This is a genomic window from Mesorhizobium sp. M1307, assembly GCF_040318155.1.
Taxonomy (GTDB): Bacteria; Pseudomonadota; Alphaproteobacteria; order Rhizobiales; family Rhizobiaceae; genus Mesorhizobium.
This window is the reverse complement of the sequence record NZ_JAMYLR010000030.1, coordinates 42,434-62,957: the sequence shown is the minus strand read 5'-3', so window position 1 is coordinate 62,957 and position 20,524 is coordinate 42,434. Positions and strand designations below refer to the sequence as shown.

Sequence of the window (20,524 nt, the reverse complement as noted above, 5' to 3'; positions counted from 1 at the left end):
CACGACATGAGCCTCTTGGTCGGTTGGGCTGATTGGCGGCAAGCTGGCAGGCGCAAAATATCCGGCCTTGTGGTCGTGCTCCTGCTGCTCGCTTGCCATTTGGCTTTTGACGGGCCGTTGTCGCGCCTGCGTGAGCGGACGTACGACTTCTACCAGTTTCTCGCCCCGCGCCAGGCGACGAGCAATCCTGTCGTGATCGTCTCGATAGACGACGCCAGCCTCAAGGCACATGGGCGATGGCCCTGGAACCGGGGCCTCTTGGCCGATCTGGTCGATGGCATCACCGAATCCGGCGCGGCGGTGGTCGGGCTTGCGCTGGTACTGCCCGAGGCCGACACCTCGCCTGAGGGCATCGCCGGAGACAAGCGCCTGGCAGCGGCGCTGGCCAAAAATCGAACGGCGCTTGCCGTCAGCCTGGGCAATGAGGCGACGGTTTCAGAAGCAGGGCCCAAAGCCGGCTGGTCGATCGTCGGGCAAGTACCTGACACACTTCCCGGCTTCACCGGCCTGACCGGCTCGCTTGCCGAATTCTCGAACGCCACCGCGGGCCTCGGCGTGATTCGCACCTTGCCTGATCCCGACGGCGTACTGCGCCATGTGCCGCTGCTCTGGCTTCGCAACACCGCTCAAGGCGTGCAGCTGTGGCCGTCCTTCGCACTCGAGCTCCTGCGCCTTTACGCCGGGCAGGACGGCTACATAGCCCGGATGAATGCTGCCGGGTTCGACGCACTCAGGATGTCGGGCGCCATTGTGCCGCTCGAGCCGGAGGGAAGCATCCGCCTCTGGGAAACCGCCACCGATACGCCGCGTATATCTGCCAGCACTATCCTTTCGGGCCATGGCGATCCGCGGCTGCGGGACGCCATCGCCATCGTCGATCTGTCGGCCGTGGGACTGACGCAGTACCTGCCCACCCCGACGCGTCCAGCGCGACCAGGGGCGGACATCCACGCCGATGCGATCGGCCAGATGCTTGCCGGGCGCTATCTTGCAGAGCCAACGCACGCACGTACGCTTGAGCGGCTCTGGTTTGTCCTCGGTGCCGTCGTTTTCATCGGGCTTTCCGGAGTGCTCGCCGGGCGTGTCGTGCTTGGTGCCCTGGCTCTGGCGCTGCTGGCCGTCACGCCCTTCGTGTTCGGCGCTCTCGAATACAGCATGCAGGGTAAACTCTATGACCCGCTGCAGCCGGCGCTGGCGACGATCCTGGTAGCCGGCTTCGAAGGCTATGTCCTCTACAGGCGCAGCGAGCAGCGCCGGTCCACCCTGGCACGGCAATTCTCCCAGTATCTATCGCCTTCCGTGGTGCAGCGCCTCGCAAGTTCGGATACCGAAGCGATCCTGTCCGGCGAGAAGCGCGAGATCACAATTCTGCTCAGCGACATACGCGGCTTCACGACGATGAGCGAACAGCTCGATACCCAAGAGATCGCAACGGTGGTCAACCATTTCCTCGGCATTGCGACCGATGAGATCCTCAAGCGCGACGGCACCATCGACAAGTTCATGGGCGATGCGGTGCTCGCCTTCTGGAACGCGCCGCTTGATCAGGCGGACCATCGCGAGCGCGCGCTCGACGCGGGGCTTGCCCTGATCGAACGGGTGAAGCGTGAAGACGCCGCCTTCAGCGCGGACGGCCACCCCTCCATCGCAATCGGCGTCGCCATCGAGACGGGCATTTGCTCGGTAGGCAATTTCGGCTCCGAACGGCGCTTCGATTACACCGCGATCGGCTCCCCGGTGAACCGCACGGCACGGCTCGAGTCGACGACCAAGAAGCTGGGCATCCCCCTGGTGCTTGGCCCCGGCTTTGCCGAAGGAGCATCGATGCCGGTCGTCCAGGCGGGCGCCTTTGAGCTCCAGGGTTTCAAGGGCGAGGTGCCGGTTTTCACCGTTCCGGAGATGCACCAAGGTATGAGCCGCGAAGAAGGGAGCCAACGTGGTGAGCAATCTGGCGCCCCTGCCATGATGGTCGGTTCGCCGCCGTCCGTGCAAATGGCTCCCCCTGATCTTGCACCCCGAACCCGAAGCACACGCTGACCGGATCCAGCGGATCGCGGGGTGCCGACCTGCATTGCGAACTGATTGCCGCTTGGGAGCCTGGCGGTTTGCGTGCCCTCCCCGGTTGTCATTCGCCGCGCATGGTCGCCTGGAAGGTCGGCAGGTGCTTCTTCTGTGCCTCGAGCATTTTCTCGCGATAGACGCCATAGATGACGTCGGTGTCGTGCAGAGTGACGCCGGCAATTGTCGGCGAGGCGAAAACCGGCAGTTCGATGCCGCGTTTCGACAGCGCCTCGGCGGTGCGGGCGATCAGCTCATGCGCCAGGATCATGGCAAGCACGGTCGACGAACCGGAGACCGGCCGGCTCCAGCCCTCGACCGGCACGATGGCATCCTCGATCGGCGAGCAGGTGTCGATGACAAGGTCGGCGGCATCGGCAAGCCGTTTGCCGGAAGAGTGCGTCGCCGGCTTATCGAGATTGTTCTTGCTGGTCACCGCAACGACAAAGATGCCGCGTTTTTTCGCATAAAGCGCGGTGTCGATGCCGGACGAATTGCGGCCGCTGTGGCCGAAGATGATGATCGAATCGCCTTTGTTCAGTGGCTGGTGATCGAGGAATTTCTCGGCGTATTTCTCGGTCCGCTCCAGCCACAGAAGTTCGCGCACGCCGCCGGCGCCGAGCACGTTATGCCACATGACACGCGGGTCGGTCAGCGGATTGAAGCCGACATAGCTGCCGTAGCGCGGAAACACTTCCTGGACCGGCAATACCGAGTGGCCCGAGCCGTAAAGATGAACCAACCCGCCGCTCTCGAGCGTGTCGGCAAAGCGGCTGGCCGCTTCGCCAAAGGCTTCGGCATTGGCTTTCGAGGCCTGTTCGATGAGGGCGGCAAGGCGAGGTATGTAAAGATTGGACACGTCGGTACTCCTGTTATGGGTCGGCTTGGGTATGGCTCAGCTTCTTGCGGTTGGCGCGGCGCGACCGGCACGCAGCGTCGAGCGGATTTCGTAGCGGTCGCCACGCATGACCGAGACGGTGAATTCGAACGGGCCACGCTCGTCGGTGGTGATGCGCTCGACCACGAAGGCGGGACTCCCCGTGGGCAGATCGAGCAACTCGGCATCCGCCGCCCCGACAGCGCCAACACGGTAGTTTTCGCGCGCCGCGACCGGCACGATGCCGTAATGGCGTTCCAACGCTTCGTAGAGCGAGCCCTGCAACAGGCCGGCATCGAGAAAGCCGGGCACGCGCGCGGCCGAGAGTTGCGCAGTCTGAATACCGATCGGTTCGTTGTTGCCGAGCCTGAGCCGCCGGATGCGCACCACCGGGTCTCCCTCTTCGATCTCCAGCGCTCCGGCTGCGGCGGCATTGGCGGTGGTCAGGCTGCAGTCGAGCAAGCGCGAGCCGGCGACCACGCCCATATTGCCCATTTCCTGCGTGAAGCTGGTCAATTCGCGGGTGCCGGCGACCAGCGTGGTGGAGCGCACGAAGGTGCCACGGCCATGTTCGCGCCTGAGCAGTCCGTGCTCCTCCAGATTGCGCAGCGCGTGGCGCAGCGTGATGCGGCTCACCCCGAACAAGGCGCACAGTCTGTCTTCGGCCGGAATCTGGTCGCCGGTCGCCCACTCGCCGCTCTTGACGATGGCGCGGATGGCCTCCTCCACCTGATACCAGAGCGGCTCGGGCCTTCTGCGGTCGGGTTGCTGAAAGCTCGCTTGGCTCATCTAATCTGCCTCCACTGTGCTCCGGCGAGACCGGCCAGCGAGGCGCCGACGAGACCGGCGCGGGAGCCGAATTCGCCGGACCGCAGAACGACATCGCGCAGATGCGGCGGCAGATGACGCTGCAAAGCCGAAAGCAGCGGCGGCCCTACCACGTCCAGCGCATCGGCAAGGCCGCCGGAAATCAGGATCGCCTGCGGATCGAGCAACGTGACCGCACCCGCAAGGGCAGTGCCCAGCCGGCGCGCCGGCAGCTCCAAGGCGTCAAGTGCGGCCGTGTTGCCAGCCCGGGCCGCCTCGACCAGCCTGCCGCCATTGGCCAGCCCGATCTGGCGCGCCGCGGCGTCGAACGCCCGCCCGGAAGCGAAGCGCTCCAGCCAGCCGCTGCGGTCCTCGCCTTCATCCTCGATGTCGGCGCAGGCCCAGCCGAATGAGCAGGCGCCGCCCCGTGCGCCGGCGACGATGTGGTTATTAGCCAGAACGGCGGAGCCGATACCGGTGCCGATCGCCAGCAGGATGGCATCGGACAGGCCTTTCGCGGCACCTTCGACCGCCTCGGCCAGCATGGCGATCTGCGCATCGTTGCCAATGGCAACAGGCAGACGAGGAAACAAGGTCGCGACGTCGACACCATCGAAATAGGGCAGGTTCGGAACCCAGCGGCAGATCGAGCCCTCGACAAGCCCCGGCACCGCCAGGCCAAGTGCCTCGACCGGACCGGCGTCGGCGCGCAAGGCACCGATTCGGGCGACGAAGGCATCAAGGCTTGCCGGCGCAGGCTCGCGGCTCAGCATCTCCAGCCAGCGAACATCGCCGGTATGGATTGCGGCGCGCAAATTGGTGCCGCCAAGATCGATGGCGAGAACGCGTGTCATCGAGAGCGGCTCCGATTGGCCACCGCCCGGTCCTCGGAGGGCCAGTTCCACGACGCCACGGCGTCGTCGGCTCTGGTCGGCAGTGCGGTACAGACCCCGGTGCACGCGGCGCCAAAGCCGATCGGGCTGAGCGCAGCGTGTCGATGAACCATGCTCCGTCTCCCATTCGACATCGGCATCCTTTGCAGCGGCTCAGTGTCATTATAACGACATGACTCGGACCGCAAGTGCCTTGCAGTATGTGCGGGCATGGCCGGCAGGGGAGAATCAGCTCGAACTGAATCAGATAATGACTTGTTTTTACAATGTAAAAGCGCATGCTTTGTGGACCGCAGTGAGAAAACGTCGCAACACCGGCAGGAGCTCTCCACGAAGATAGCACTTGCATCGTTGCTTTAAGTTGTCATAACGTCATGGATATCGCTGTGTGGCTATGCGGAGGGTCGGATGTCTTTGGCTTGGATTTCGAAACTGGCATTGGCTGCAGGGTTGGTGGCCTCGCCCACCATTGGTTGGGCCCAATCGGTCAACATCTCCTATCTGACCCACTGGTCGCCCGAAACGGTCGCTTTGCTGGACGCTGCGGCCAAGGACTACGCCAAGAGCAATCCGGATGTGACCGTCACCGTGCGCGCCGTTCCCTTCGGCGATCTCCTGACGACACTGCGTTCCCAGGGCGGCAGTTCGGACGGGCCGACGATCGGCGGCATCTATGATTTGTGGCTGCCCGAACTGGCGCGAGACAAGCTGGTCGCGCCGGCCCCCGATGCGGTTGCCGGCGAGGTCAAAAGTGCGTGGCCGGCCGGTGTCGTCAGTGCGGCCTCTGTTGGCGCCACGCTTTACGGCATTCCAAACGAGATCGACGTCTATGCGCTGAACTACAACAAGGAGCTGTTCAAACGGGCAGGCATCACAGCCGCGCCGAAGACCTGGTCCGAATTGAAGGATACCGCCCAGAAGCTGACCAGGAAAGATGCCGGCCAGCAAGGCTTCGGCATGATCAATTCCTGGGCGGCGGGCGTCGTCCATCCCTTCGCCTCGCTGCTGGTCTCCAATGGCGGCGAGCTGGTCAAGGACGGCAAACCGATGCTCGACAGTCCTCAAGCCGGCGAGACTTTCCAGCTTTACGAGGACCTCATTAAGTCCGGCGCCAGCGATCCGGCGATGGCCACGGCCGACGCCAATACAACCGGCCCCTTCCTAGACAATTTCGTCTCCGGCAAGACCGGCATGATCATCATGGCCAACTGGTGGGAAAGCGCATTGAAGGGCGGTATGGGCGACAAGTTCTCCAATATCGCCACCGCACCCATCCCGGTCGGTCCGAGCGGCGACAAGCCGCACTCGATCTCCTATTCATGGATGACCGTCGTCAACGCCAATGCCGGTCAGGCCGAACAAAAAGCGGCATGGGATTTCCTGGTATGGCTGAACAGTCCGAAGTCCGGCAAGAACGGCGCATCGGCAATGTCGGATATTCTGATGTCGATGGGCATCTTGCCGACGCGGACCTCCGACATCGAAGCCCATGAGGACAAGCTCGGTTCCGAGTTCCTGTCCGGCTATGTCAGCGTGCTTGCCGACGCCAAGCCCTTCCCTGTCGTCCCGGGCGGCCAGGAGTTCAGCGAATCGCTGCAGCAGACGCTCGAGGCGTTGCAGTATGGGCAGCTCTCGGCCAAGGATGCGCAGGCGAACGCGCAGGCCGATGCCGTCTCGATCCTGGAGCGTGCCGCCAAATAGCGAAGGCGCTGTTTCGACAGCCCGACGCTTTGGAAGCAGAGCGATGATCAAGACCTATCGTGCCTCGGCGGGCATCATGCTGGCGCCCGCCATGACACTGATCGGCGTTTTCATTCTGCTGCCGATGCTGCTCACCATCTGGCTGTCATTCCAGGACTGGTCGACGCAGACGCCTTTTTCCAATGCGAGCTTCATCGGCTTCGACAATTTTCGCGAAATATTCGGGCCGACCTCGGTCGGGCGGGATTTCAAGCGAGCGCTGCTCAACACCGCCATCTACACGGCATTGTCGGTGATGCTCATCCTGCCCCTTTCGGTAGTGTTCGGCTTGATGGTCCACCAGCGCGATGTCGCAGGCGGCACGGCGCTGCGGACCGTGTTGTTTTCCACCTACATGGTGCCGATGATCGCCGTGACGCTGGTCTGGTCGAAGCTCTATTCGCCGAGCGAGGGGCCGCTCAACCAGGTGCTCGGTCTCGCCGGCATCGGCCCGCAACTCTGGTTGTCCTCGCCAAGATCGGCGTTGATCTCGATCGTCGTCCTCAATGTCTGGCAGCAGATCGGCTATTTTACGGTGCTGGCCGTTGCCGGGCTGACCCAGATCCCAGGCAGTCTTTACGAGGCGGCGACGCTTGACGGCGCCAACCGGCGCGAACAGTTCCGCTTCATCACCTTGCCGCTATTGAGCCGCACGCTCTTGTTCAGCGCCGTCATTGCCATCATCAATGCCGTGCAGGTGTTCGAGCCGGTGGCGCTGATCACCCAAGGCGGGCCGGTCGGCTCGACCAACGTGCTGACCTACCATATCCGCCGAGTCGGCATCGAGCGGGCACAAGGCGGGCTGGGCTCGGCCATGGCAGTGATGCTGATGCTGGCGCTGATCGTCATTGTGTGTGCGCTGTTTGCATTCGCCAACCGGAAGGATGACGAATGAGCGCGCCGGGCCGCTCAGCATCGAGCCGGTTGGCGCGCAAACGCCTGGCGGGCCGCAGAGCGCTGCTCACCACGCTGATGCTGCTGGTTGCCGTGGCCTCCGCCTTCCCGCTGTTGTGGATGGTGCTCTCCAGCCTGAAAACGCCGGCCGAAACCATGCAGGTGCCGCCGGTGTGGATACCGCGCACGCCGAGCCTCGAAGCGTATGAGAAAGTGTCCGGCGTCATCAATGTCGGCCGCTCGATGTGGAATTCGCTCGTGATCGCCACGATCACCACCGCCGGCATTCTGGTCACCAGCATGATGGCTGGCTACGCCTTCGCCAAGCATCACTTTCCCGGCCGCTCACTGCTGTTTTCGGTGCTGATCGCCACCATGTTCCTGCCGCCGATCGTCACGCTGATCCCGCTTTACCGTCTCGTCGGATCAATCGGCCTGAACGCCAGCCTTGCCGGTATTATCGTGCCAAATCTCGCCAATGCGTTCGGCATTTTCCTGATGCGCCAGTTCATAGCCGGCGTGCCCGACGATCTGATCGACGCAGCGCGGATGGATGGGGCGTCGGAACTCCTGATCCTGTTCAAGATCGTCGCGCCGAGCGTGGCGCCGGCAATCGCGGCACTGGCGCTGTTTGCCTTCGTCTATCACTGGAATAGCTATCTCTGGCCGCTGACCGTTCTACAGGGCAATGCACACGAATATCCGATCGTCATCAGCCTTAGTCGCCTGCTCAGCTACAATCGAGGCGCTCTCAACACGGGACTGGTGATGGCTGGCGCGACGCTTGCCGTGCTTCCGCCACTGGTGCTCTTCGTCTTCCTGCAGCGCTTCTTTGTGGATTCGATCGTCGGCTCGGCGGTCAAGGGATAGCGTCGGCGGCACTGCCGGCATCCGTGTGGCTGTCATCGGGACGCGCTGGTGCGCTGAACGGAGCTAAGCAGATGACCGCGTTCTGAGAGCCATCAGTTCATCAGTAAACTGGCCGCGAATGCCTCCACCGTGTTAGCTGCAACTAGTGAATCTCACGCTTGGTACCCGCCCCAGGCCGTTTTCACAGCTGCCAGAAAAGCGGCGCGGCCCTGCTCGTTTGCAGACGTTCGGAAGGTCACGGGAAGGTTGTGATTGGACGCTGCGTTTAACCGGAGTCGGACCGTCTCGTCAGATCTGGCGAATATTTTCGTACCGCACCTTTTCGACGCAGTGCGTCCTGCTTGCCGAGCAGGCGGTAAGGGAGGCGCTGTTCCAGTGAGCAAGAATGTGATCCCCCACCCTTCGACGACTATCGCGGGAAGGACGTGCTGATCCAGCCGATGGTCGAGCTCTAACGTATCATCGCCGGCATCTACACCGATCTGGCGGCATCGCCCGATGCGGGCGGTGACCTGCCTCATCTCGGGAAGCTAGCCCCGATCGAGGAATTTGCGCCCCCGCGAGAAGCTCTCGCTCGAATAGTTGCTCGAACTCATGCGACGCGAGCTGGGTCAGAGCAGGACCGCGATCTTCAGCTGTTCGCTTCGCCCCGCCTGGCGATCATCGGCCGCTCGACAAGCCTGTCGAGGTGGACGACCCGCATGAGGACGCCGTCTATCGCTCGACCGAGCGCATGCCCCTGCCCGATCCGGCAGACTATCAAAAGCGCATCGATTTTCATTGAATCGCTCGGCGCTCGGCCAGCCTCCCCATCTGATGCGGCTAACCGGACCGGTCATGCCGCTGGTGGTGCCGGCCCAGATCAACCTCGGCGATCGTGACTTGTCGGTGCGCTGGGCGAATGACGGCGTCGAAACCGAACGCGACGTGCTCCCCCAACGCGGACCGCGCTCACCGGCGTAGCGTCAGCCGAAGCCACGCGATGCGTCGCTGCTGGAGGGCGGCTGGCTGCGGGCGTCGGACGACCGGTTCGCGCTGGTGCAGATGGATATCGACGGTGAGGCCTCAACCTGCCTGGAAGATGCCCTGATGGAGACTGCCATTGCCTCACGCTGCTCGGCATGCCGCAGCACCTGCCGACGTCACGCCGTACGCGACGTGCTCGTATGCGCCTGGCCTGTCGCGATGGCGACAAACCGGCGCTTGACCGCGGCAAACAACGCCGGTGGCAGCGGCCCGTAGTAGCCGCTCTCCGTCTCCAGCGGCCGGATGTCAGGCCCCGGCCAGGCGAACCGGTTACTTTCCGTCAAAACGATCCACGACCGCTCACCGTCAAGGCGCAAACGCAGCTTGACCGCAGCCGGAATCTCGATGGCATCATCGGGATCGGACGGCGGCGTATGAGTGATCGGCAGGACCCGGACGACCGCGAGCCGTCCTCCTGCATGGCGACCAGCGCGAGCACCAGGCAGGGCCGGTCCTTGTCGCCTTCCTCGCGGCCTTCGCGGTGTTGCCAATGCCAGAGGTAGGAGTAACGGAAGACGTAGCCGACCTTGATTTCAGCCGGTAGCATTTTTTGCCGTCAGGCCTTTTGCCCCGTGGGGTTTCGACCCGAGGGTTTTGACCCAGAGAGCTCGTCGTTGAGATGGTCGAGATCCGGCTCCATTTCAGAGGCTTCGACCGCGGCGATCTCGTCCGAGCCGAGCTCCGCTGTCAGATCGACCCGCCGGTCGCGCTTCGACAGCCGGACAAAATCCTCATAGGCCAGCAGCACCGTGCGCGGGCGACCGTTCTTGGTGATGATTACCGGGTCGCGGACCGCGGCATCCTGATAGGCGCCAAAATTTTTCGAGACGGCGGCGGCGGTGACGGTGGTGCTCATCGGCGAGACTCCTTTATTCCGGAATATACGGGCTTTCCGGGCTTTCCGCAAATGTCGGGCAACATCTTCGAACTGATGCAGCCAGTCACCGCCTGATTATCGGCCAAGGAGTTAGTGTCAAAGGCGTCCTTTCCTGCGCCATGTCTAACGCAGTGGGTAGGCGCCCACACAGCCCAGCTCAGACGCACGGACTAACTTCAGACGCGCATGGCCAAGGAACCGGTGGCGAGGGCAGCTTTGTCCGGAGAGCGGCTGTTCCGCGCGAGGGCGTCGGCTTCGTTGATCTGGTTAGGGTTCCTTCTTCCGCAGGTCCTTTACAACATCGAGAAAAGCCCGCAGGGCGGGCGGCACGGCTCGATGTCCGGGGTAGTAGACCGCAACTTCTTCCGGTGCTGGCGTCCACGCGGTCAGGACCTTGCGCAGCCGGCCATCGGACAACGCCGCTTCGGCGGCCCAATCCGCCACATAGGCGATGCCCAGACCCTCTATTGCGGCTTCGACCATCAGTTCCTCGTCATCAAGGACGATGGGGCCGTTTGCCCCGATCACCAGTTCCTGGCCTGCGCGTTCGAACTCCCATCGATAGAGCTTGCCGCTGGGCATGCGGTGGCCAATGCAATGGTGGCGTTGCAATTCCTCGGGCGTTCCCGGCTCCCCGAAGCGATCGAGATAGCCGGGCGACGCGATACAGATGAACGTCAACGCGCGTGCAAACGGCACGGCGATCATGTCTTTGGGAATTGATGTGATGAGGCGCACGCCGGCGTCGAACCCGCTGGACACGATATCGATGAGCCGTCCCTCGACGACGACGTCCACGGTCACGTTCGGATGGCGCTCCGCCATCCGCGGAAGAACCGCGCGAACGAGAAGCCCGGCCACTAATCGCGGTGCGTTGAGGCGGACCGTTCCTGCGACATTGCCCCGGAACCCCGCGACGCTGTCGAGCGCCTCGTCCAGCGAGGCGAGCGCCGGCTGAAGACGGTCGAGCAACCGGAACCCGGCTTCTGTCGGCGAGACGCTGCGTGTGGTGCGGTTCAGAAGTCGCACGCCCATGCGTTCCTCGAGCGCACGCATCGCATGGCTCAATGTGGAAGGTGCCGTGCCGATCTCGTCCGCTGCGCGGCGGAAGCTACGGTGTGTGGCAACGGCGACGAAGGCGGTGAGATCGTTGAGTGACGGGCGGGGCATTGATGGGGATTTTGCATTATCCCATGCCGATTTCAACGGCTAACGCGCGCAATGCGATTGCCCTATCTCCTGCTGGGATCAATTGGAGAAATGAGAAATGGAAAAGACCTGGCTCATAACGGGTGTGTCTTCCGGTCTAGGCCGGCTGCTGGCGGAGAAGACCCTGATCAGGGGAGACCGCGTCGTCGGTGCCAGCCGCAGCGAGGACGCACTTCCCGACCTGCGTGCAAGTTACCCCGAACGGCTCCGCATCGTCGCAATGGACCTCAAGGACCAGAGCTCGGTCCGCGCCGCGGTCGACCGGGCCTTCGCGGCATCCGCTCGGATCGACATCGTCGTCAGCAATGCTGGCTATGGCCTGCTCGGCGCGGCTGAAGAGGCTGGCGATGTGCAGGTTCGGGACATCATCGACACCAATCTCATCGGCTCGATCACGCTCATCCAGGCGGCGTTGCCGCATCTGCGCAGCCAGGGTGGTGGTCGGATTCTACAGGTATCGAGCGAGGGAGGCCAGATCGCCTATCCGGCTTTCAGCCTCTATCACGCGACCAAGTGGGGTATCGAGGGGTTCGTCGAGTCCGTGGCGCAGGAGGCTGCTCCCTTCGGCATCGAATTCAGCCTTGTGGAACCCGGGCCGGCGCGGACCGGGTTCGGCGGCAATCTCGCGCGGACCAAGCCGCTCGCGGCCTATGAGGGAACACCCGCCGGTCAGATCCGCGAGGCGCTGGGTGTCTCATGGGTGATCAAGGGCGACCCCGACCGCATGACGGACGCAATGATCAGGCTTGCCGATCAGGATGGTCCGCTCCCGAAACGGCTGGTGCTCGGTGCCGAGGCCTATGCCGGCATCCGCAAGGCACTCGGCGGACGCATCGAGGAGCTCGACCGGCAGAATGACATCGCGGTTGCGGCGGATTTCACAGACGAGGAGTTGGCGCGGCTGTGACCCCCGGCTCCGGCCCGCTGCTCGTGCCCACCTCTTATCAAGACAGAAAGGAACATGAGATGCCTACACGTGACGCCGTCTACCCGGCCAACCGGCACGCGTTATACGATATCCACCGCTATTCCGCTGCCATTCGGTCCGGCGATCTTCTCTTCGTGTCGGGTCAGGTCGGGAGCCGTGAGGACGGCTCGCCTGAGCCCGTATTCGAGGATCAGGTTCGACGGGCCTTCGCCAATCTGCGCGCGGTCTTGGCGGCCGCCGGGTGCAGCTTCGACGACCTCGTCGACGTCACAACGTTCCACACTAACCCGGACGAACAGATCGAGACAGTTCTGGCCGTCCGAGCGGAAGAAATCGGTGCACCTCCCTACCCGAACTGGACCGCAGTGGGCGTCAATTGGCTTGCGGGCTTCGATTTCGAGATCAAGGTCATCGCCCGCATCCCTTCGACGACGAGCAGCCAGCCGGCGGACAAGCGCTGATCGCTCGCCCTGCAGTTCTGTATTGGCTATTTGGGTCACGAAGGCAGCCTGTCAGCTTTTGTGTCCGGAGCGGAGATAGCTGACCTCCACCTGCGAGAACCGAGGTCGTGAACTGACCAAACAGATTAGGTTCGTTTGGTCAGCGTACCGCAAGGGAATCTCGCAGCCTGCTCTGTATCTTGGCTTTCTAAAGTTCGAGAGCGGTGCTGAAGGTCGAGAACTCTTCATCTGTGATCGGGACCACGTGCTGCGGCTCGGGAAAAGCGCCCGTCTGCACGTCGGATATGAGCTCGCGATAGGCGGCAATACGCTCGCGTTGCAGCCGCTCATATTCGGCGGCGAAGTTGCGGTAGGTCTTGGCGTGGCGCAGCCTGTGGCCAGCGGTGTGGCCAAGCACGTCCTCGCTGAACAAATACTGCGCGTCGGCATTTGGGCCGGCGCTCATGCCGAGCATGATCATCGGTGTATTCCAGGTGATCAGTTCGGCGACCGGTCGGAGACCACCTCCAGCTCGGCGCCAAAGCAGCCTATGCCTCCACCTTCGCGTATGAGCTCCGAAATTCGTTCGGAGGCACCACTTTCAGATCTCTCCAACTCGAGGACCGGGATGTCGGAGGCAAGCACGCGCCGGAAGCGATGGGAGAACCCGTAACGGCGAATGTTGTCTTCAATCAGTGGCGCGGAACGCGACAGAGTGGCCACGACACAGAAGCTGTGAGCGACAAGGCTGACGGATGAAGCGAAGCCTTGCCTATACCGATGACGGGCTTGGTAGCGATGGCCCTTGCCGCGTCGAGACCCGTATCGTCTAAGCAGCCAATATATGGCGTCGACATTGTCCATTTCCGCCGCGACCACCTGCTTGAGCAGGCCCGGTACGGAGAGTGCACCGTCAAATGGCCCTTCGATCGCTTCAGGTCCAGCCGTTGGCATGCATGCCCACTATCTCGTCCCTGGGCCTGCCACCGCCATGGCGGCTGCGACGATCCCCCTGGTCATCGAAGCGGTCGTGTTGGGATTGATGATGGCAATTCGCATTCGGGGCATCCTGGCTTGGTTCCGCTCAGTCACAAGGATGCCAGCGCGCTGGACATCCGCTCCAGCCCTCGGCGTAGCAGAGGACGCGGGCAGCCGACATTCAGGCGGATGAAACCTTCGCCGCCAGGCCCATAGACGCGGCCGTCATACAGATTGACCCCGGCCTGATCGACAAAGAACTTCTGAATTCCACCCACTCTACGATCGAGCGCGCACGCGTCCAACCACACCAGAAACGATGCGTCGGGCCGCATGGGCGTAATGCCTGGAAGGTATTCGCCGGCGAAGTCACAAACCAGATCAATGTTGCTGGCGATGTAGGGTGTGAGTTGATCGAGCCAGGGCGCGCCGGTGCTGTAGGCAACCTCCAGGGCCAGGCGGCCGAAAAAGTTTGCATTCACCATGAATGAGGCCTGCATCGCGGCAAGAAGCTGCTCGCGGCGCTTTTTGCTCGCCACCGCAATGGTTGCCGAAGGCACCCCGGCAAGATTGAAAGTCTTCGTTGGAGCGGTGCAGATGAACGACTTCTCCGCGGCATCGTCCGAGATGGAGGAGAAGACGATGTGCGGGCGGTCCGACAACCTTATGTCGCAGTGAATGTCGTCGGATATGACCAAAATCCCATGGCGCTCACAAATGTCGTTCAGCGCTGTCAATTCTTCGAGTGTCCAGGCCATTCCGGCAGGATTGTGAGGATTGCACAGCAGGAACACCTTGGCGCCGCCGGCCGCCAGTTTCTCGAAGTCTTCCAGATCGAGTTCATACCTGTTGTTTTGCAGCCTCAGCCGGTTCGTGAGCAGAATCCGCCCATTTCCCTGAACCACTTCGAAATAGGGCGAGTACACGGGCGACTGCACAATGACGCCGTCACCGGGCTTCGTGAAGGTTCGCAGTATCGCAGCGACCGACGGCATGATCGCCGGCGCGGGAAGCAGGGTCTCCAGTTTCGGTGACCAATTGTGCCGGCGTGTGAACCACGATTGCACGATCTCATAGTGGCGCGGATCGCGTCGTGTGTAGCCGTAGATGCCATGGTCCGCGGCCTCGCGCAGCCGCGCGATGACGGTTTCCGGGGCACGGAAATCCATATCTGCCGTCCATAGGGACAGCAGGTCCTGGCCCTCGACCTGCGGAGAGAACTCGTCCCACTGGTTGGCCCATTTGACGGATCCGAATTGCTGGCGGTCGTGGATTTGGTCGAAATCTATTCCCGCAATATTTCGTTGCCCAACCGCCGATGCGGGCGTGTCTGCACAAGCCATGTGATAATCACCTGAAAAAATCTATTGCCACGGCCACGGCCGCTTTGCCTCCGCGGACGGCCCTACTTGAGGATTTGCGCCAGAAACTGCCGCGCCCGTTCCGACCGGGAGTTGGTGAAGAACTGATGGGGCGTGTTGGTCTCGACGATCTCCCCGCGGTCCATGAACACCACGCGATCGGCCGCCTCCCGCGCGAAGCCCATCTCATGCGTCACGCACAGCATCGTCATGCCCTCGCTGGCGAGCGACACCATCGTGTCCAGCACTTCCTTGACCATCTCCGGATCGAGGGCAGAGGTTGGCTCGTCGAAGAGCACGATCTTTGGGTTCATGCAGAGAGCCCGGGCTATCGCGGCGCGTTGCTGCTGGCCGCCTGACAGCTGCCCTGGGTAGCTGTCCGCCTTCTCCGCAATTTTGACTCGCTCCAGATAGTGGCGCGCCAATTCGTCGGCCGCCATCCGCGGCATGTTTCTCACCCACACCGGCGCAAGGGTGCAATTCTCAAGCACCGTAAGATGGGGAAACAGATTGAAGTGCTGGAAAACCATCCCGACGTTGCTGCGAACTTCGTCGATCTTGCGCAGATCCCCGGTTACCGCTTTGCCGTCGACGATGATCTCGCCCGACTGATGCTCCTCGAGATGGTTGACGCACCGGATCATCGTCGATTTGCCCGACCCCGAGGGGCCGCAGATCACAATGCGCTGCCCCTGTGGCACCGACAGGTTGATGTTCCTGAGCGCATGGTATGAACCGAACCATTTGTTGACGTCACGCAGTTCAATGGCCATCGCCTTGTTGAAGGGCTGTCCCTTCGTCGATGCGTACATTGCTTGTGGCATCATCGTCGCGTCCTAAGATTTGTGGCCGCGCGCCAATTGGCGCTCCATCGATTGCGAGTAACGGGACATGCCGAAGCAAAAGCCCCAGTAGACCAGTCCCGCAAAGAGGTAGCCGGTTGATGAGATCGTCGGGCCTGCCCAGTTCGGATCGACGCGCGCCGTTTCGATGGCTTTCAGGAAATCCGCGATGCCGACGATGGCGACCAGAGTGGTGTCTTTGAACAGACCGATGAAGGTGGAGACGATGCTCGGTATGACGATCGTCAACGCCTGGGGGAGGACGATCAGGCGCATCATGTCGAAGTAGCTGATCCCAAGCGCCTTCGCCGCCTCGTATTGGCCCTTCGGGATCGCCTGAAGGCCGGCCCTCACAACTTCGGCCATATAGGCGGACGAGAACAGCTCCATGAGGGGGCGAAGGAGACGATCTGGCGTTAAGTAATCCGGCACGAAAAGCGGCATCATGAAGTTCGCCATGAACAGCACCGTGATAAACGGCACGCCCCGGACGACTTCGATGAATGTGACGCAAACCGCCTTGACGAAAGGCAGTTCGGACCTGCGTCCAAGCGCCAGGATAACCCCGATCGGAAGCGAGAAGACGATGCCCACAATCGACATCAGCAGCGTGATCAGGAGACCGCCCCAGAGCGTCGTATCGATGACAGACAAATGGAGCCAGGCGACCCCGCGCACGAGAACGAACGCGGCAACGGGGTAGACAAGGAAGAACAACAACGCCGCCACTTTGCGCCGCGGAGCCTTCGTCCACAGAAGCCAAACGATGAGGATGGCGCCGATCGCCTGTGCCAGGTCCACGCGCCACCGCTCGAAAACCGGGTACGCGCCGTATCGCAGGTAGTCGAACTTCTCGGCAATGAACGGCCAGCAAGCTCCTTGGCTGTTCGTGCGGCAAGCCTCGCGACCGCCGCTCCAGACCGCGTCGAAGATCGCAAAGCTCAGAAAGTGACGCAGCAGCCACACGGCGAAGAGGAGAAAGCATATTGTCAGCGCGCCTGAAGACGGCGTCGAAAACAGATTCTTTTTCATCCAGGTCACTGGACCCGGCCAAACGTCAGCGGGGGGCGCCATCGCTGGTATGAGCGCGCTGCTGACAACTGGCGAATGCATGGACTGATCGCTCATGCGTCACCTCTCGACGATCGCAAAATGTCGGTTACACGCGTTCATGGCCAACGACGTGGCAAGGGAGATAACGAGATAGACGGACAAGGTGATCGCCATGACCTGGACGGCGGCGCCGGTCTGGTTGAGGACCGTCCCGGCAAAGATCTGAACGAGGTCGGGATAGCCGATGAACACCGCAAGCGACGAGTTCTTGATTAGATTGAGATACTGGCTTGTCAAAGGCGGGATGATAATACGCAGCGCCTGCGGAACAACGACAAGGCGAAGCGTCTTGCCCGGCGCCAGCCCCAGCGCATACGCAGCCTCGCTCTGGCCCTTTGGCACTGCCTGGATGCCACTCCGGACGATCTCGGCGATGTAGGATCCGGTGTAGACCGACAGACCGATCAGGAGAGCGGCAAACTCTGGATAGAGTTGATGTCCGCCTTGAAAGTTGAAACCCCGCAGCTGCGGCGCGACAAACGAGACCGGCTCGCCAGCCGCCAGGAACACGATCAGCGGAAATCCTATCAAGGTCGCCAGGCTGACCAAAAATACCGGCAGCTGCTTGCCAGTTCGTTTCTGGACACTCTTGGCGCGGAACCAGAATGCAATGCAGCAGAAAACGGCCGCTACCAATGCCAGGCCCACAAGCCCCGCCCCCGGATGCCACTGGATCTCCGGAATGATGAGGCCGCGATTGTTGAGGTAGATGCCGCCGGGGATGGCGATGGACGCCTTCGGGGAAGGCAACGGCTTGAGGACGGCGTTGTACCAGAACAGCAGCTGCAGCAATAACGGGACATTGCGCACAAGCTCGACATAGGCGGTCGCCACCTTCGAAACGATCCAGTTCGGCGAGAGGCGGGCAACGCCGATGACGAAGCCAAGCAAGGTGGCCAGCAAGATTGCGAGGAAGCTGACGTAGAGGGTATTGACCACTCCCACCCAGAACGCATGACCGTAGGTGGATAGTGCATCGTACGGTATCAGGGTTTGATTGATGTCGAAGCCGGCAGCCTCACCCCAAAAATCGAATGAGAGCGGAATCCCCCGGACCCGCATATTCGATGCGGTCTGCATGCCGATGCCCAGGGCCAAAGCCAACAGGCAACCTGCGAGCAAGAGCTGGTAGAAAACGCCGCGCACTTTCGTATCGTGCAGCGATAGGCTCCTGCGCGAGGGCGCTGGAAGCGACAAATCGGACATGGCGTGTTCCTATCGGGATCTGTGCAAGGCGCTGGCGGTAACGCGCCAGCGCCTTGCAACCATGCTTTGCCTAGCGAATCGGCGGAGCGTACTGAACGCCGCCTTTGTTCCAGAGCGCGTTCATGCCGCGCTCCATTTTCAGCGGCGAATCCTTGCCGACATTGCGATCAAACACTTCGCCGTAGTTGCCGACCTGTTTGATCACCTGGACCGGCCAGTCGTTGCCGAGCCCGATATCCTTGCCTATGCTGCCGTCCACTCCAAGCAGACGACGGATGCTAGGATTGTCCGACGACTTCATCGCATCAACGTTCTTGGAGCTGACCCCATATTCTTCCGCGGCCACCATCACGTACAGCGTCCACTTAGCCACATTGAACCACTGGTCGTCTCCCTGCCGCACTGCCGGGCCAAGCGGCTCCTTGGAGATCAGTTCGGGAAGAACGATGCTGTCGTCCGGCTTGGCCATGCGAAGCCGCGATGCGTTCAAGGTGGAGGTGTCCGCCGACAGGACGTCGCAACGCCCCTCCTCGTAAGCCTTCACGACAGCTTCCTCGTCGGCGAAACCAACCGTGGTGTACTTGATCGACTGCGAGCGAAAATAGTCGGCAAGGTTCAACTCGGTCGTGGTGCCCTGGGTGACGCAAATCGATGCGCCCTCGAGCCCCTTGGCTGATGTGATGTTGTCCGCCTTGCGCACCATAAATCCCTGACCGTCATAGAAGTACGTCCCCGCAAACAGGATGCCGAGCGACGTATCGCGCGACGATGTCCATGTTGCGTTGTGTGCAAGAATGTCGATCTCCCCCGACTGCAAGGCGGTGAAGCGATCTTTTGGCGTCAATGGGATGAACTTGACCTTTTGCGCATCCCCGAGCACGGCAGCGGCCACGGCGCGACAATAGTCGACCACAAATCCGGTCCATTTGCCTTCATTATCGGGAAGGCTGAAGCCAGCCGTGGCCGAATTTGTGCCACACGTCAGCACGCCATTTTTCTTGACATTGTCGAGGGTTGCGGACCACGCCGAGGAGGCGGTGCACGCGATAGCGAGGGCAAGAAAGCCCTTGAACATCGATCTCATTTCGGTATTCCCCTGTTTTTGTTGAAGGGAATGTGGCCTCAAGTATGACTATTCGTCAAATTGACTGTTCTCATTGCGAAAATGAGCGTCATTCATAATTGAGGAGGCACTCGCTCTCGGGTGAAAGGGAGCTTGGGTGCTGATCGGGCTAGTTTGCTTGGGGCGGGCTAATCGAATGAGCGACGGCGCGCGCGACCTATGGTGCAGCCAACCCCGGTGCTCCGACGGTTGACCCTTGGTCTCTCTCGGTCCGCGACTCGTTGTAGATGCTCATGATTATTTCCCGGAGCCATTTGGTACCGGGGTCATTCGCCATCTGGCGGTGAACAATGAGCCAGGCATTCACATTCGATACGGGAAGGGGCGGCGGGACCAACGTCACCTCACTCCTCTCGTCCAGCATTTGCAGGATTGCATCGCCGCAATGAGTAATCAGTTCAGTGCCGCGAAGCGCCCAGGGCAGCACCAGATAATTCGAGATGGTCGCAACGACATTGCGCCGGAGACCATGCTGCTTGAGGGCGGCATCCGCGAGGCCTTCTGCCAGACCATCTGCGGAAATCTGCAGGTGAGAACTGGCCAAATATGTTTCCAGTGTCATTGCGTTCCTGGCGATCTTGCTTCCACTCCACACCGCGCAAAACAATCGATCCTGGCCAAGCTCCACCTTCAAGAGACCTGGGTCGTCGCGTATTGCCGCTCCCGTCAGTGCACAGTCGACTTGTCTCAAATAGACCGATGAACCGATTTCGGGTCCGTTTGCGGGAATGACGTTCAGCGTCGCGCCAGGCGCTTGCCTCGAAAATTCTCGAATGAGCCCTGGGATGAATATCATGGCGTGATAGTCAGTGAGTCCCACGCGAAAGTTGCGTCGCGTCGTTGCTGGATTGAAGATCTGATGCCGGTCGATCGACGCACGGATCGTCGCCAGCGCAGCAGAAATATCTGACAGCAACTCCACTGCCCGAGGGGTTGGTCGCATTTCGCCCCCGTCTCTCGTGAACAATTCATCCTGCAACAGGTAGCGAAGCTTCGATAGGGAATGACTTACAGCTGATTGTGTTCTTCCCAATTCGGCAGCTGCGCGCGTTACGCTCCTTTCACGCATCATCACGTCGAACACTCTCAGCAAATTGAGATCGATATCATCGAAACTCATGAGACCTTCCCCGTTTTCATCATGCCTCGCCCGCATGCTAACATCGCTTCCAACGCGCGAACGATGCCATGGCGAACAAATGCGACCCTTCGACCTGCAGGGTCAACGTTCCCTATTGGGAAATCAATACGTTAGCGGAGGGTTCGCCAACCCATTTCCTTC

General features: G+C 61.6%; 21 protein-coding genes and 1 pseudogene. 7 read left to right on the top strand and 15 right to left on the bottom strand.

All coding sequences use genetic code 11. The annotated features are described in order from the left end of the window. Positions 1-6: 6 nt before the first annotated feature. A complete protein-coding gene (locus NKH16_RS25270) occupies positions 7-2,037 on the top strand; it encodes a CHASE2 domain-containing protein (RefSeq protein ID WP_352902464.1) in 2,031 nt (676 codons plus the stop codon). Positions 2,038-2,125: 88 nt separating this feature from the next. Here NKH16_RS25270 and NKH16_RS25265 read toward each other — a convergent pair whose 3' ends face one another. The 3 genes from NKH16_RS25265 to NKH16_RS25255 are packed head-to-tail and all read right to left on the bottom strand — an operon-like array spanning position 2,126 to position 4,596. Further along, positions 2,126-2,917, bottom strand: coding sequence for a sugar isomerase domain-containing protein (locus tag NKH16_RS25265; RefSeq protein WP_352902462.1), 792 nt, complete (start codon positions 2,915-2,917; stop codon positions 2,126-2,128). Between the two features lie 36 nt (positions 2,918-2,953). Continuing rightward, on the bottom strand, positions 2,954-3,724 hold the full coding sequence (locus tag NKH16_RS25260; protein WP_352902459.1) for a GntR family transcriptional regulator: 771 nt from the start codon (positions 3,722-3,724) through the stop codon (positions 2,954-2,956). Further along, positions 3,721-4,596, bottom strand: a complete 876-nt coding sequence (locus NKH16_RS25255; protein ID WP_352902456.1) for an ROK family protein — start codon at positions 4,594-4,596, stop codon at positions 3,721-3,723. The genes NKH16_RS25260 and NKH16_RS25255 overlap by 4 nt, the downstream gene beginning before the upstream one ends. A gap of 447 nt (positions 4,597-5,043) precedes the next feature. Between NKH16_RS25255 and NKH16_RS25250 the strand changes: the two genes are divergently transcribed. The 3 genes from NKH16_RS25250 to NKH16_RS25240 are packed head-to-tail and all read left to right on the top strand — an operon-like array spanning position 5,044 to position 8,139. Continuing rightward, on the top strand, positions 5,044-6,336 hold the full coding sequence (locus tag NKH16_RS25250; RefSeq protein WP_352902453.1) for an ABC transporter substrate-binding protein: 1,293 nt from the start codon (positions 5,044-5,046) through the stop codon (positions 6,334-6,336). Between the two features lie 43 nt (positions 6,337-6,379). Beyond that, entirely contained in the window at positions 6,380-7,270 is an 891-nt protein-coding gene (locus NKH16_RS25245; RefSeq protein ID WP_352902450.1) for a carbohydrate ABC transporter permease, read from the top strand. Beyond that, entirely contained in the window at positions 7,267-8,139 is an 873-nt protein-coding gene (locus NKH16_RS25240; RefSeq protein WP_352902447.1) for a carbohydrate ABC transporter permease, read from the top strand. Before NKH16_RS25245 ends, NKH16_RS25240 begins: the two co-directional genes overlap by 4 nt. A 631-nt stretch (positions 8,140-8,770) precedes the next feature. Here NKH16_RS25240 and NKH16_RS25235 read toward each other — a convergent pair. Then, positions 8,771-8,920 (bottom strand): hypothetical protein, encoded by a 150-nt coding sequence (locus NKH16_RS25235; RefSeq protein ID WP_352451701.1) that lies wholly within the window; start codon positions 8,918-8,920, stop codon positions 8,771-8,773. Here NKH16_RS25235 and NKH16_RS25230 point away from each other — a divergent pair. Next, on the top strand, positions 8,920-9,102 hold the full coding sequence (locus NKH16_RS25230) for a hypothetical protein (protein ID WP_352451700.1): 183 nt from the start codon (positions 8,920-8,922) through the stop codon (positions 9,100-9,102). The genes NKH16_RS25235 and NKH16_RS25230 overlap by 1 nt on opposite strands. A 179-nt stretch (positions 9,103-9,281) precedes the next feature. Here NKH16_RS25230 and NKH16_RS25225 read toward each other — a convergent pair. From NKH16_RS25225 to NKH16_RS25215, 3 genes and pseudogenes are all read right to left on the bottom strand, one after another. Then, positions 9,282-9,712 (bottom strand): annotated as a pseudogene (locus tag NKH16_RS25225) (plasmid maintenance toxin (PemK-like)). A gap of 9 nt (positions 9,713-9,721) precedes the next feature. Beyond that, a complete protein-coding gene (locus tag NKH16_RS25220) occupies positions 9,722-10,021 on the bottom strand; it encodes a type II toxin-antitoxin system Phd/YefM family antitoxin (RefSeq protein WP_352678672.1) in 300 nt (99 codons plus the stop codon). A gap of 288 nt (positions 10,022-10,309) precedes the next feature. Then, positions 10,310-11,212, bottom strand: a complete 903-nt coding sequence (locus NKH16_RS25215) for a LysR family transcriptional regulator (protein WP_352902442.1) — start codon at positions 11,210-11,212, stop codon at positions 10,310-10,312. Between the two features lie 97 nt (positions 11,213-11,309). Here NKH16_RS25215 and NKH16_RS25210 point away from each other — a divergent pair, with 97 nt between their 5' ends. Next, positions 11,310-12,158 carry an SDR family oxidoreductase gene (locus NKH16_RS25210; RefSeq protein WP_352750133.1) on the top strand — a complete coding sequence of 283 codons (849 nt, stop codon included), beginning with the start codon at positions 11,310-11,312 and terminating at the stop codon, positions 12,156-12,158. Positions 12,159-12,217: 59 nt separating this feature from the next. After that, a complete protein-coding gene (locus NKH16_RS25205) occupies positions 12,218-12,640 on the top strand; it encodes a RidA family protein (protein ID WP_352745468.1) in 423 nt (140 codons plus the stop codon). A gap of 187 nt (positions 12,641-12,827) precedes the next feature. Here NKH16_RS25205 and NKH16_RS35105 read toward each other — a convergent pair whose 3' ends face one another. The 8 genes from NKH16_RS35105 to NKH16_RS25170 all read right to left on the bottom strand — a co-directional run bounded on the left by NKH16_RS35105 (position 12,828) and on the right by NKH16_RS25170 (position 20,362). Continuing rightward, on the bottom strand, positions 12,828-13,100 hold the full coding sequence (locus NKH16_RS35105; protein ID WP_502911749.1) for a 3-methyl-2-oxobutanoate hydroxymethyltransferase: 273 nt from the start codon (positions 13,098-13,100) through the stop codon (positions 12,828-12,830). Between the two features lie 17 nt (positions 13,101-13,117). Beyond that, positions 13,118-13,483 (bottom strand): aspartate/glutamate racemase family protein, encoded by a 366-nt coding sequence (locus NKH16_RS35100; protein WP_502911753.1) that lies wholly within the window; start codon positions 13,481-13,483, stop codon positions 13,118-13,120. A 224-nt stretch (positions 13,484-13,707) separates the two neighbouring features. Continuing rightward, complete coding sequence (locus NKH16_RS25195) at positions 13,708-14,940, bottom strand: MalY/PatB family protein (protein WP_352902439.1); 1,233 nt, start codon at positions 14,938-14,940, stop codon at positions 13,708-13,710. 62 nt (positions 14,941-15,002) lie between these two features. Further along, the gene (locus NKH16_RS25190; protein ID WP_502911752.1) at positions 15,003-15,782 is read right to left on the bottom strand and encodes an amino acid ABC transporter ATP-binding protein; all 780 of its coding nucleotides are present in this window, start codon (positions 15,780-15,782) and stop codon (positions 15,003-15,005) included. Between the two features lie 12 nt (positions 15,783-15,794). Then, the gene (locus NKH16_RS25185; RefSeq protein ID WP_352902433.1) at positions 15,795-16,928 is read right to left on the bottom strand and encodes an amino acid ABC transporter permease; all 1,134 of its coding nucleotides are present in this window, start codon (positions 16,926-16,928) and stop codon (positions 15,795-15,797) included. A 3-nt stretch (positions 16,929-16,931) separates the two neighbouring features. Next, positions 16,932-18,119, bottom strand: a complete 1,188-nt coding sequence (locus NKH16_RS25180; protein WP_352902430.1) for an amino acid ABC transporter permease — start codon at positions 18,117-18,119, stop codon at positions 16,932-16,934. Between the two features lie 70 nt (positions 18,120-18,189). Further along, positions 18,190-19,203: an amino acid ABC transporter substrate-binding protein gene (locus tag NKH16_RS25175; RefSeq protein WP_352902428.1), complete on the bottom strand. Its 1,014-nt coding sequence runs from the start codon at positions 19,201-19,203 to the stop codon at positions 18,190-18,192. A gap of 196 nt (positions 19,204-19,399) precedes the next feature. Further along, positions 19,400-20,362 carry a LysR family transcriptional regulator gene (locus NKH16_RS25170; protein ID WP_352678655.1) on the bottom strand — a complete coding sequence of 321 codons (963 nt, stop codon included), beginning with the start codon at positions 20,360-20,362 and terminating at the stop codon, positions 19,400-19,402. Positions 20,363-20,524 lie beyond the last annotated feature (162 nt).